Consider the following 12,982-nt stretch of genomic DNA (forward strand, 5'->3'; position numbering starts at 1 on the left):
GATGCAGCAGTATGGATGATCCGCCATGACAGACACCGACGTGGCGGTGATTGGCGCAGGCCTTGCCGGCTCGACCACCGCAGCGATATTGGGGCGTGCGGGCATCCCCGCCACGCTCATCGACCCTCATCCGGTATATCCGCCGGATCTGCGATGCGAAAAGCTCGATCGCGGGCAAGTCGCGATCCTGCACAAGACCGGTCTCGACGGCATTGCCCTGTCGGCGGCGACGTTCGACGGGGCGACCCGTGATGGCAAAGCCTGGATCGCCCGCTTCGGGCGCGTGATCGACAAGCGCCCGGGTGGACAGTACGGAATCCTGTACGACGACCTGGTCAACGTCATGCGCAGCGCCGTTCCGCCTGAAGTGTCGAACGTCGTTGCGAAGGCAATTCGCATCACCACCGGCGATGACCGTCAGGAGATCTCGCTGTCGAATGGCAGCGTCATCACGGCGCGTCTGGTCGTCCTGGCCAACGGATTGAGCGTCGCACTCAAGGACCAGCTCGGCATCGAACGCACGGTCACGAGCCCCTGCCATTCGATTACTCTTGCCTTCGACATCAAGCCCCATCCGGCAAAGCCATTCGACTTCGCGGCCCTGACCTACTACCCGGAGCGCGCCCGCGACCGGATGGCTTACCTCACGCTTTTCCCCATCGGAACGTCGATGCGGGCGAACCTGATGGTCTATCGGACCATGGACGATCCGTGGCTGCGGGAGATGCGCCACAATCCCGAGCGCGGCCTGTTCGCCTTGATGCCGAACTTGCGCCGCTTGATCGGGGACATCGAGGTCGTTGGGCCGGTCAAGATCCGCCCCGCAGACCTCTATGTCAGCCTAGGCCATCGCCAAGCGGGTATCGTCCTGGTCGGAGACGCGTACGCGAGCTCCTGCCCGGCCGCCGGCAATGGCGCCGGCAAGGTCTTCACCGACGTCGAACGGCTGTGCAACGTCCATATTCCGAATTGGCTCGCAAGCCCCGGCATGGCCGCGGACAAGATCAATCAGTTCTACGATGATCCGGTCAAGCGCGCCTACGACGAAACCTCCACGTCGTGGGCCTACCAGTTGCGGTCGATGTCCATCGAGGAAGGCATCAGTTGGAGCATTCAGCGCAGGCTGCGCTTCTTCGTCGGCGCTGCAATCTCCGCCGCTTGCAAGATCGGCGTGCTCTCCGACGGAAATCAGTTCGTGCCGGAGGGATGGACGCAGCGCCTGCGGGATCGCACCTGAGCCGCTGGCTGACGTTCGAAGGCGGATGCGCTCTCTACCGGGAATGCCGGAACGCATGCCAAATCCGGCCGCGGACGTTGCAAAATTGCTGATACCCCTGGTGCTCCGCCACTTCCATTGCGAAGGCAACCGGGTTGCGCATCCGAACATCGATCAGTGTATCAACCATGGTTCGTCGGCCGGTCCACAGCTGCGACATGATTCCATCGCCTGACGAGCATGAGTCGATTGTAACGGCCTGAGCGGATTCGAGTAGCTCTTCCGTGATCCTGCTGATCAGCAAAGCCCCAGGCGAAAAGCCCGCGAAGCACGCATTGAACGCAGTCTTCCACGTATAGGCCCGGCGGCCGCTGTAAATCAGGACTTGCGCCGCGATCGCGGCACCGTCGACGCGCAACAGCGCGACCGAGGCCAGATCGCGCGCCGCGAGATTTCGGATGAGTTGGCGGGCAAAGCGTGCATCACCGGCGTCGCAAAGCAGCGCCGTTCCCTCCTTGCCCTTCCAGCTTGCGGCCTCGAGTGCGAGAAACGTCTCGAACCCGGCCTCCGTTTCGGCCGGCGTCCGGCTGTTCACAATCTCCACCTTTCCAGTCGCGGCGAGCCGATTCCAATCCTGGCGCAGCTTCTTGCGGGTCGATCCCGATTTCTTGACCCCTGAGCTCTGGTCCGCAAACGGGCGTTCTGCGCGAACAAGCTCCCGATATCGCCCCATGCCCTCGAGCTGCCGGAGCATCGCCGGATAGACAACCGGGTCAGCTTCGAAGGAGCGCAACTTGATGATCTTGGGCAGTTGGACGTCACGCCTGATCGCGTCGAACAATGCCGCCACCACCTCGTCGGCGCGAGCGTTGTCGATCACCGCATTCGAGGTGAACGCGTAATTGTAGGGGAGTGCTTCCAGGAATGCCGGCGCCGTGGGCAGATTGCGCTTCTCGCACAGCGCCCAGAATCCCACTGGACAGCGCGGCTCGACCTCCTCGTCCCAGGCAACCAGGACGTGGATCTTGGCAAACCCGGTTTCGGCGGCCGCCAGTAACGCCGCAGGATGCATGAATGCGTTGCCACCGACACGCGCGACGAGATCGTCCCACGTCCGACAGAGTTCGGCACTCGGAGCGCAGGTGTATGCTGAAATCAGCCCATTCTTCGCCCGCTGCCAGCCCACATTCATGCGTCCAAATGACGCTCCCGACCGGCTGAGCGCAACATCGCCGAAGGATTACCCCGTCTGACATCACACATCCGGGCACGGTTTGGGCATAATTTTGCAGCCGATCGCCGTGGCCTGGCCGTGTGCCGTCAGACAGCACAGGGCCGCTGGATTCCAGCATCGGCGGTCCCGCAGTCGCGGCAGGCGAACAATTGAACGGGCTCGGGGTGTGAATGCGTGTTGGCCTGCATCTTGATCCATCGCGGCTGCTGCGCTGGCATCTATGGCTGGCAGAGGCTCTTGCCGAAAACCCTGGCAACGAGATCTCGTGCAGCTTCGGATCGGATCACCATCCGCTGCCGCTGAATTGCCGCACGCTGCTCGAGCTGGAGCGGCTCGTCTACCGCGTCCGCGGAGACGGCGCTACGGATTCCGTCCCGGCAGCACTCCGGGCCCTCGCGCCTTCGACCACTGCGCCCGATGTCGTGGTCAATCTCAGCGGCGAGGAGCCGGCCACCTCCGAACGGCGCGTGCTGACACCCCTCTTCAACGGCGTGCCCGGCGAAATCGGAGCCCTGGCAGCGTTGGCGAACGGCGAGGACCTGCTCGTCGAGCTGCACGATACAGCGAGCCCCTGGGCCCCCTGGAGGGCACGTCCGGCCAGCGCGGACCGCAACGTGCTCGCGGCGACCCTGGACGGCACCCTCTCATGCGCCGTCCTGCTGATCCTCAAGGCTCTGCGCGAGGAAGGACGGCCGGCCGCATGCGATGTCGCCCGCCCGCGGACGACCGGACCTCCGCGCCCGCCTCCCGCGGCCCTCATATGGGCGAGCGGCAGGATGGCATCGAAAGCCATCAGCCTCCTGAATATTATTGCAAGAGGCGGCAAGATGTGGGGCGTCGGCTGGCGCCTCGACGGCGGGACAAGCCTGCTCGACAAGGGCAACGCCGCCTTCCAGGTGCTCGCCGGGGACGCCGGCAGCTACCTTGCCGACCCGTTTCCGTTCACCCACCAGGGACAGGATTTCATCTTTGTCGAGCAGTACTCCTTCAGGAAGAAGCGGGGATGCATTGCCGTCGCAAGGGCAAACCGTGACGGCACGGCCGGCGAGCCGCGGATCGTCCTGGAGGAGCCGCATCACCTCTCCTATCCGTTCGTGTTCGAACGGGATGGACAGATCTGGATGATCCCGGAATCCGGCGAGGCGAGCAACGTCAGCCTCTATCGGGCAATCGAATTCCCCCACCGGTGGGCCCGGGAAGCCTGCCTCATCGACCGCATCGAGGCCTACGACTGCACGCCGCTGTTTCGCAACGGCCGTTGCTGGTTCTTCGTCAGCCCCAGGCAATGGAGGTCCACGTCATGGGACGTCCTCGATATCTACCGCGCGGAGAGCTTGACCGCCCCCTGGGTGCCTCACGCCGCCAACCCCATCCTGATTGATGCCTCGCTCAGCCGCCCTGCAGGCGCCTTCATCGAGCACGGCGGGCAAGTTCTGCGTCCGGTGCAGAACTGCTTGCGCGGCTATGGCGATGCAATAACACTGTGCCGGATCGATGCGCTCCGGCTGTCGGGATTTTCTCAGACCCCGGTCGGTGTCATTCGAGCAGCAGGCTTCGGCTGCCACACCTACAACCGCAGGTCCGGTCTAGAGGTGATCGATATGTTCGGTCGCACCACAGGATTGCGGGAGGTCACGGCCTCCTACGAGCCGTTGTCACCCGGCGTTGCGGTGGCCGCGGAGCGGCGACCGGCGCGGTCATCGATGCCGGCTGGCTTGGCGTAAGAGACAGGAAATCATTGCGGCCGACGTCGGTCCAGCAGAACCATTTCCGCAGTGGCACAAACCGATAACTACAAAGAGCTAATCATCTATCGCGCTTCCACTGCGAAGCACCATCAGCGATCTTTGGCGCCAGGCTTGCTGGAAGAGGGTCGCAAGGAGAGAGTTTCCGCGTTTCAATCTCCCGATGTCTTTTTCATTTCATCTACCTTTTTATTCCGTGCGGGAGGTGCGTTTATGGGCCGATCGAGCACATCCGTGGATGTGGCCGTCATAGGAGCCGGCCCCTACGGCTTGTCGCTGGCTGCGCACTTGCGCGCGCGCGGTGTGGAGCACCGGATCTTTGGTGAGCCAATGGCGTCCTGGAAGAACAACATGCCCCATGGCATGCTGTTGAAATCCTATCCTTGGGCGTCATGTCTCTCCGATCCCGGATCGGAATTCACGGTGAAGTCGTTCTGCACCGAACGCGCCCTGCCCTATCACGACGTTCTGACACCACTGACGCGCGAGCGGTTCATCGAGTATGCTGAAGCCTTCCGGATGCGCTACGTGCCGACCGTGGAGAGCAAGACTCTCACCGCGCTGGAAGCCGTCGGCGGCGAGCTTCGTGCCAGTTTTGACGATGGCGAGACGGTCAACGCGCGGCGCGTCGTGGTGGCAGTCGGCCTGCATCCGTTCAAGCACCTGCCGCCGAACGCCGCACATTTGCCTGCCGAGCTGTGCTCGCACAGCGGCGCCTACGGCTCATTTGAATCGTTGGACGGCAAGGACATCACCGTGGTCGGATCCGGATCGTCCGCGACCGACCTGGCCGCGCTGCTCTATGAACGGGGAATCCCGGTTTCACTGGTTACGCGCGCACAGCAACTGCGTTTCGCCAACCGGCCGCGCAACCGCACTTCCGTCGAGCGGCTGGTCGCGCCATTGAGCGGCATCGGCCCGGGCTGGAGCCTCACGGCCTGCGCGAAATATCCTCAGCTCATCCAGATGTTGTCGGAGGAACGTCGCATCCGGCTCGCCAATCCCAAGGCGCTGGGTCCCTTGGGCGGCGCGTTCGTGAAGGACCGCGTTGTCGGAAAGGTGCCCATGTGGCTCGGTACCTCGATCCAGAGCACCGAGATCCGCAACGGCAAGGTTCAGCTCAACCTCGTCAATGCCGGTCGGCCGGCGCTTGAGACCGACCATGTGATCTTCGCAACCGGCTACAAGATCGATCTAAGCCGGCTCGGCTTTCTGAATCCATCGCTGCTACGCCACATCCGCCTGGTCGAGGGGGCGCCGCAGCTTTCGTCGCATTACGAGACCTCGGTACCGGGCTTGCATTTTATCGGTCCCGCCGCAGCAAACAGCTTCGGCCCGGTGTGTCGGTTCGTATACGGGACCTATCACCCGGCTCGGGCTCTTGCACAATATTTGTCAAGCATACTTGTACGCTCGCGACCTGCGCTCCAGGTCCGGCCATTTGATCGCACGGTGTCACCATGAACGCTCCTGTCCCCAACATCCTCTCCCACATCAGTAAGGTACCGGCGGCTGACGCGATCAATCTCGCGCTGGGTCGACCGTTGATGATGCCGCGCGTGAGCTTCGTCGTCCCGACGCTCAATGAAGCCAAGAACCTCCCTTGGCTTCTGCCGCGCATCCCGACATGGGCGCACGAGGTGATTATCGTGGACGGGCGCTCGACGGACGACACGGTCGCCGTGGCGCGCGGCCTGCGCGAGGACGTGAAGGTCGTGATGGAGCCGCGCCGCGGCAAGGGCGCCGCGCTGCAGGCCGGCTTCCGGGCCGCCACGGGCGATATCATCGTCATGATCGATGCCGACGGCTCGATGGTTCCGGAGGAAGCGATCGTCTTTGTCGGCGCCCTGATCGCCGGCGCGGATCTGGTCAAGGGCTCGCGCTTTCTCCAGGGCGCAGGAACCGACGACATGTCGACGTTCCGGATGCTGGGCAATTGGGGCCTCACCATGTTGGTGCGAATGCTCTACGGCGGCTCGTTCTCCGACCTGTGTTACGGATACATGGCGTTCTGGACCAAGCACGTCCCAACACTCAATTGCGACTGCGACGGCTTCGAAATCGAGACCCTCATCAACGTGCGAGCTCTGAAGAATGAGCTGAACATTGTCGAGGTCGCGAGTTTCGAAGCGCCGCGCATCAGCGGCTTGAGCAATTTGCGCGCCATTCCGGACGGCTGGCGCGTCCTCAAGACGATCCTGCGCGAGAAGGTACGTTCTCCGGTTTCGCTGGTTGCCTATGGCTATCCATAGCCGGCACGAGCGGGACGCGCGTCCACGATGACGGTGGGGAAGCCGAATGCGTATCCTGATGGTGTCCGCGCGCTGCTACCCCTTCGTCGGCGGTATCGAAACCCACATCCAGGAGGTCGGTCCGCGCCTGGTCGCGCGCGGCTACTCGGTCGACGTGCTCACGACCGATCCCTCCGGAAAGTTGCCAATTGAGGAGAACGTCCACGGCATGTGCGTGCGGCGCGTGCCGGCTTGGCCGCGGGAATTGGATCTCTACATCGCACCGCAGGTCTATGCCGCGATCCGCCGTGGCACATGGGATCTGATCCACTTTCAAGGTTACAACACTTTTGTGAGCCCGATCGGGCTGCTCGCAGCCGTCCGCACCGGAGCCCCGTTCGTCCTGACCTTCCATAGCGGCGGGCATTCCTCGCGGCTGCGGAACGCCGTGCGCAGCACTCAGCGTGCGCTGCTGCGCCCGCTGGTGGCGAAGGCCGCGCGGCTGATCGGCGTCTCCGAATTCGAGGCCAACTTCTTCAGCACGCGAATGGGCATTGCTCGCGAACGGTTTGTGGTTGTCCCAAACGGCGCCGCGATGCCGGCCGCCAGCCCTGGCGTCAAGGTCGATCCCTACTTGATCGTCTCGAGCGGCAGACTGGAGCGCTACAAGGGCCATCACCGGGTGATTGCGGCCCTGCCGGAGTTGATCCGGAGGATACCGAACGCGCGCCTGCGCATCGTCGGAACCGGGCCCTACGAGGGCGCACTGCGTCGGCTCGTCAGCACGCTTGGTCTTGACGATCGGGTCACCATTGCGGGCATCCCAGGATCCGAACGCCAGAGAATGGCCGACCTCCTGGCGAGCGCCGGCCTGTTCGTGTTGCTGAGCGACTACGAGGCACATCCCGTCGCGGTGATGGAAGCGCTGTCGCTGCGTCGGCCCGTCCTCGTCAGCGACACGTCGGGGCTGCGGGAGCTCGCGACCAAGGGCCTGTGCTGCGCGCTTCCGCGCGATGCAAGCCCGGGCGAAATCGCCGCGGCCATGGCCGAAGAACTCGAAGCTCCGCGAGAGATGCCCGATCTGGCATTGCCGGATTGGGACGCTTGCACGCAAGCGCTGAGTGACGTCTATCGTGATGTGTCGGGTAACCCGGCGACGGTCAGCCTGCCGCACGACGGTGCACGGGGCTTGCGACCCGCGACGAGAGCGCGGGTCGGATGACACGCGCTCATCCCAACGCCGAAATCGCAATCACGCCAGCGCGGTCCTGGATGCAATCCATCCTTGCCATGATCGGCCCTGACCTGCGTGGCAACAGGGTCGATCCAACGCCAGATCCTGCGAACTCCGGGTGGATCGCGGCGCTCTGCATCGTGGCCGCAACGGCCCTACTCCTGATTGTGGCCGGGCACGGAGCCGGGCGGCGCGGCGAGGCGGTGGCATCGCTGCTGTTCTGGGCCGGTGTTGTCCTGCTGGTCGTCCCGGCCAGCCTGCGCATCTCGTGGCCGAACGTGGCCCGCAGCGAGCGGCTTCTTCTCCTACTCGTGCTTGCTGAAGCCCTGTTCTACTTCAAGATCGTCTATTCACCGACGGGCTTCGCGCACCACGATGAGTTCTTGCACTGGGCCGCGGCGGAAGACCTCGCGACCGGCCGCCGGCTGTTCCTGTCCAACCCGCTGCTGCCGATCGGGCCGGCGTATCCCGCGCTGGAAATCGTGACGACGGCGATCACCAATCTAACCGGCTTGCCGTTGTTTGCGGCTGCGACCCTCCTGTTGGCGATCCTGAAAGGCACGCTCGTCGCGGCCCTGTTTCTGTTCTACGAGAGGATCACCACTTCACCGCGTATCGCGGCGATCGCTTGCCTGACCTACATGGGCTGCTCGACTTTCGTGGTGTTCGAGTCGGCCTTTTCCTACGAGACCCTCGGCTTTGTGCTGTGCATATTGATCCTCTCGGTGGAGGCTGCATCGAAGGATCTCGCCGGACGACCAAGGTTGAGCGCGCTCGGCCTGATCGCGCTGCTGTTGGCGAGTCTTGCGGTCACACATCACCTGACGGCAGCCTTTGCCGCCATCTACCTCGGAATGCTGGCGGCCCTGGAGGCTGTACGGCGCGACGTCTCACTCGGGCTCGAGGCGAGGATCGCCATGGGGATCACGGCGCTGATCGCCATCCTCCTCCCTCTGCTGTGGGTCATGGCCAGCGGATATTCTTTCACCGGTTACGTCGGCCCTGTGGTCGAAACCGGCTTCAAGACGCTGATGGGAAGGATATTCGGCACCGGCATTCCGCCGTCGGAACATCTCGGCGCGCCCACCCAGCCCCTCGGCATGCGAATGACCACGTTGGTTGCGATCCTGCTGCTGGCGCTCGGATTGGCGACGGGTTTCTTTCGATCGCTGGCTCTGACCGCGCCGATCAAATTGCACTCAGGCTGGCGTCCAATCCACGATGTTCTCGGGCGGCGCTGGCGTGACAGCCGCGTTGTGCTGCTCACTTTGCTGGCCTGCGGGTTTCCTGTCTCGGTCGCATTCCGCTTGACCGTCAACGGGTGGCAAATCGGCAACCGGATGGGAACGTTCGTGTTCATCGGCGTCGGACTGGTCGTCGCGGTTGGCATCATCCATTTCTGGCAGGGCCGCGCGCCGCGCGGATGGCGCCGCGTCGCACCATCCGCCGCGCTGGCGGTCATCGTGATGGGCGGGGTGACGGCGGCTGCACTCGAGCCGATCCGTGGACCCTACAAGGTGGCGGCGGACGCGCAATCCATCGAGCGCATGGGCATCGAGACGTCACTCTGGACCAAGGAATGGCTCGGGCCCGGCAACCGCTTCACGGCCGACCGGGTCAATCGCCTGCTGCTGGCCGGCTACGGCCGGCAGGACGTGAGAATCAAGATCAAAGAGGGCATCTACGCTGCTCGTGCGTTTAGGGGTGAAAAGCTCGGATCCGATGATTTCTACGCACTGGCCAGGAGCGACATTGATTTCCTGCTGGCGGATCTCCGCCTGACGACCGCACCGCCGGTGCTCGGCTTCTACTTCGAGCCTTGGGAGTCGCAGCCCGGAACGCGGCTCTGGGCTGCCGAACTGCTGAAGTTCAACGACGTCAAAGGCGTCACGCGCACCTACGACAACGGTTTTCTTGTCATCTACGACGTGAGAGGACTGCATGGCGAGCCCTGACAAGCGGGACCTGCTCGGCGCCTGCCTGTGGGCAGGAGCGACGGTGGCCGTGGTTGCGGCCAGCGACAGCATGGTCCCGCGCACCGTTCTCGGCGTGCCCATGGCTCTCCTCATTTCCGGCCATGCCGTGCTGCGCGCGATCGGCATCAGGACCACGTCGCTGTCGGAACACCTCGCCTATTCGGTTGGCGCGAGCCTCGCCGTCACCGTCGTCGGAGGCTTTGTGCTCAACGTGCTGGGCTCGCTCACGCCGCTTGGCTGGGCGTTCTGGTACCTGGCGGTGACAGCAGCCGCGATGCGGCTGGCTCCCAGCGACATTGACGTCTCAACCCCGAGCGCCAGGCTGGGTTCACTGCGAATACCGCCCTGGCAAGCAGCTGCGATCGCATTGGCGATACTCGTGGCGACGGGAGCCTACGCCCTGGCGATCCACGATCAGACAGTCGAGCAGCAGTTCAAATATACCGAGTTCTGGATGCTGCCGCCGGCCCAAGGCGATCCGGGCCAACTCGTCGTCGGCGTGCGCAGCGCAGAAGCCGAGGCGCACCAATACGACCTCGAAGTCACCCTCGACGGGAAGCCGTTCGCGGTCTTCCGCTCGCTGACGATTGCCCCGGGCGACACGTGGGTGCGGAAGGTTCCTGTGCCCATCCTCGCTGTCCAGCAGAAGGCCGAGGCCCGGCTCTACCGGCCGGCCGACAACAAGCTCTATCGCAAAGTCTCGGCGCTGGTGCCGGCTAGCTGAGGCGGAGGCTCGGTCATGCGCATCCTGCTGCTGTCCCAGTTCTATCCCCCGGTGATCGGGGGCGAGGAACGCCATGTCCGCAATCTCGGCGCGGCATTGGCGCAGCGCGGCCACGACGTGAGTGTTGGGACGTTGATGCGCCAGGGATCGCCGGAGACCGAGCTGGACGGAGCCGTCCGCGTTCACCGGTTGCGCGGCACGCTGCAGCGCCTGTCGAAACTCCATGCCGATCCCGAGCGTCAGCACGCGCCGCCCTTCCCGGATCCCGAACTGGCACTCGGCCTGAAGCGGCTGATCGACCGTGAGAAACCGGATGTCGTCCACGCCCACAACTGGATCTATGCATCCTTGCTGCCGCTCAAGGCGCTCAGCGGGGCCCGCTTCGTGGTGACGCTGCACGATTATGGTCTGGTTTGCGCCAAGAAAAATCTGATGCATCTCGGGGTCCAGCTGTGCAGCGGGCCGGCGCCGGCAAAGTGCCTGCCATGCGCGACCCGGCACTATGGCGCAGCGAAAGCGACCGCGACCACCCTCGGCAACTGGGCATCGAGCTTCGCTGCCCGTCGTATCGTGGATCGCTTCATTGCGGTGAGCCACGCCGTCGCCCATCACACCGGGCTCACCCACGGCAGCGCGCCTTACGAGGTCATCCCCAACTTCGTGCCCGACGATGTCGAAGTGCCTGGTCCGGAGGACTCCTGCCTGCGCGATTTGCCGGACGGTGATTTCATTCTGTTCGTCGGCGACATGATGCGTCTGAAGGGCATCGACGTCCTTCTCAAGGCCTATGCCGGACTGGACCGGCCGCCACCGCTTGTCATGATCGGACGCCGCCTCGCCGATACGCCGACCGAGTTCCCGCCGAACGTTCGCAGCTTCAGCGCATGGCCGCATTCCGCCATCATGCACGCCTGGCGGCGGTGCCTGTTCGGCGTGTTGCCGTCGACCGGCCCGGAGGCGTGTGCAACCGTGATCATGGAAGCGATGGCGTGCGGCAAGGCCGTGGTCGCAACGGATATCGGCGGCATGCCCGATCTGGTCGATCACGGCGAGACAGGACTTCTCGTACCGCCCGGCGACGCGCCGGCCCTCGCCGGCGCGATGCAGGCGCTGCTGGACGACCGTGCCTTGCTGGCCCGCCTCGAGGCGACGAGCCTCACCCGGGTGGGACGCCTCAAGGCCAAAGCCGTCGTGTCCCGGATCGAGCAGCTCTATCGGGATGTGATGCGCGCGGCTCCCGCTGCAGTCGCGATGGCTGCCTACCAGGATCCGGGAAGGCCATGATGCCGATAGGCTTCGTCCGAGCTGCCATCTCGCGACTGCACCAATCACTGCAGAAGAGCGCCGCCCTCGTCATGAATTCCGGCGCGCTGGCGACCGGGACGGTGGCAACGGCTGGTCTTGGTTTTGCCTATTGGTGGCTCGCAGCCCGGCTGCTTCCGCCGGACGCGATGGGCGTTGCTTCAGGCCTGCTGTCCATGATGAGCCTCGTCACCGTGCTCGGCGAGGGTGGGCTCGGGACCTTGCTCACGGGCGAGCTCGTTCGGCATCCCGGCAAGGAACCCGGGCTTGTCACGGCCGCAGCTTCGGTCGGCGCGGCCATGGCGATCGGGTTGGCCGTGTTGTTTTTCGTCGGGCAGACACTCCTCATGGGTTCGGCCGGATCGATCGATGATTGGTCCGCGGGCCTGGCCTTCGTCATCGGCTGCGGCCTCAGCAATCTCACCATCATGGGCGATCAGGCATTCGTCGGCATTCTCCGAAGCAGCAGCAAGACGATCCGCCTGATCCTGTTCGCCATATTCAAGCTGATGCTGCTCGCCGCGGCGGCCGCCCTCGGCTTCACCTCTCCTACCGCGCTGCTCTGGACCTGGGTGGCTGGATTGCTGGCGTCCTGGATCGGCGTCGATCTCTTGACGAGGGGCGGCGCTCGTCATCTCGTCGGCGCCCCCGATTTCAAACTGCTCCACATGCACCGCCGCCGGGTCCGCGACCATTACGCACTTGACGTCGCATTGCTGACGCCGGCCCTCGTCATGCCGTATCTCGTGCTGGTGCTGCTGTCGCCGACCACCAATGCCGCGTTTGTGGCGATATGGATGCTGGTCTCGGTCGCCTCCTTGATTCCGGCAGCCATGGCGATGGTGCTGTTTCCCGTCGTCAGGGCAAGCCCGAAGCAATCCAGGCACGACATCCTCGTGTCGCTGACGGCATCGCTGCTGTTCTCGCTGGCGTGCGCCATCTTCATCTTCACCTACTCGCAGCAGATCCTGGCAGTCTTCAATCCGACCTATCCCAAGATCGCCGGTTCGAGCCTCAGCTTGCTCGGATTCAGCCTGCTTGGATCAACGCTGAAATTCCACGCCTGCACGCTCGCGCGGCTGACCGACAGGATGCTCAAGGCAGCTCCCTGGTTTGCGCTCGGCGGATTGTTGGAGCTATGCCTTGCCATCCTGGGAGCAAGGCTCGGTGGCCTTCAGGGCCTGGTCGTGGGCTGGACGCTCGCCGTCAGCATCGAGGGCGTATGCGCAGCCCTCTGGTTGACGTCGGCCACGAAGTTGGTTGCCGGCACCGACCCCGTGCTGCAAGGCCCGACCTCATCCCCGTTCCAGACCTGAGGAG

10 protein-coding genes are annotated in these 12,982 nt (G+C 64.2%); 9 read left to right on the forward strand and 1 reads right to left on the reverse strand.

Annotated elements, in window-relative coordinates; genetic code table 11:
- The first annotated feature begins 25 nt into the window (after positions 1-25).
- Positions 26-1,237: an NAD(P)/FAD-dependent oxidoreductase gene (locus AAFG07_RS26410; RefSeq protein WP_342722756.1), complete on the forward strand. Its 1,212-nt coding sequence runs from the start codon at positions 26-28 to the stop codon at positions 1,235-1,237.
- Positions 1,238-1,271: 34 nt separating this feature from the next.
- Here the strand turns inward: AAFG07_RS26410 and AAFG07_RS26415 are convergent, their stop codons facing one another.
- Positions 1,272-2,408: a GNAT family N-acetyltransferase gene (locus AAFG07_RS26415; RefSeq protein ID WP_342722757.1), complete on the reverse strand. Its 1,137-nt coding sequence runs from the start codon at positions 2,406-2,408 to the stop codon at positions 1,272-1,274.
- Between the two features lie 212 nt (positions 2,409-2,620).
- On the opposite strand from AAFG07_RS26415, the gene AAFG07_RS26420 reads away from it, so the two are divergent.
- From AAFG07_RS26420 to AAFG07_RS26455, 8 genes are read left to right on the forward strand one after another with little or no spacing between them, the layout of a single operon-like run.
- Positions 2,621-4,174, forward strand: coding sequence for a hypothetical protein (locus AAFG07_RS26420; RefSeq protein WP_342722758.1), 1,554 nt, complete (start codon positions 2,621-2,623; stop codon positions 4,172-4,174).
- A gap of 51 nt (positions 4,175-4,225) precedes the next feature.
- A complete protein-coding gene (locus tag AAFG07_RS26425) occupies positions 4,226-5,659 on the forward strand; it encodes an NAD(P)-binding domain-containing protein (RefSeq protein ID WP_342722759.1) in 1,434 nt (477 codons plus the stop codon).
- Positions 5,656-6,447, forward strand: a complete 792-nt coding sequence (locus AAFG07_RS26430; protein WP_342722760.1) for a glycosyltransferase family 2 protein — start codon at positions 5,656-5,658, stop codon at positions 6,445-6,447. Before AAFG07_RS26425 ends, AAFG07_RS26430 begins: the two co-directional genes overlap by 4 nt.
- A gap of 46 nt (positions 6,448-6,493) precedes the next feature.
- Positions 6,494-7,648 (forward strand): glycosyltransferase family 4 protein, encoded by a 1,155-nt coding sequence (locus tag AAFG07_RS26435; protein ID WP_342722761.1) that lies wholly within the window; start codon positions 6,494-6,496, stop codon positions 7,646-7,648.
- A 50-nt stretch (positions 7,649-7,698) separates the two neighbouring features.
- Positions 7,699-9,615, forward strand: a complete 1,917-nt coding sequence (locus AAFG07_RS26440; RefSeq protein ID WP_342722762.1) for a hypothetical protein — start codon at positions 7,699-7,701, stop codon at positions 9,613-9,615.
- On the forward strand, positions 9,602-10,360 hold the full coding sequence (locus AAFG07_RS26445) for a hypothetical protein (protein ID WP_342722764.1): 759 nt from the start codon (positions 9,602-9,604) through the stop codon (positions 10,358-10,360). Before AAFG07_RS26440 ends, AAFG07_RS26445 begins: the two co-directional genes overlap by 14 nt.
- A 15-nt stretch (positions 10,361-10,375) precedes the next feature.
- Positions 10,376-11,644 carry a glycosyltransferase family 4 protein gene (locus AAFG07_RS26450; protein WP_342722765.1) on the forward strand — a complete coding sequence of 423 codons (1,269 nt, stop codon included), beginning with the start codon at positions 10,376-10,378 and terminating at the stop codon, positions 11,642-11,644.
- On the forward strand, positions 11,644-12,978 hold the full coding sequence (locus AAFG07_RS26455) for a hypothetical protein (protein WP_342722766.1): 1,335 nt from the start codon (positions 11,644-11,646) through the stop codon (positions 12,976-12,978). The genes AAFG07_RS26450 and AAFG07_RS26455 overlap by 1 nt, the downstream gene beginning before the upstream one ends.
- The last annotated feature ends 4 nt before the right edge of the window (positions 12,979-12,982 follow it).

Origin of the sequence: Bradyrhizobium sp. B097 (genome assembly GCF_038957035.1) — a bacterium.
Classification (GTDB): Bacteria; Pseudomonadota; Alphaproteobacteria; order Rhizobiales; family Xanthobacteraceae; genus Bradyrhizobium.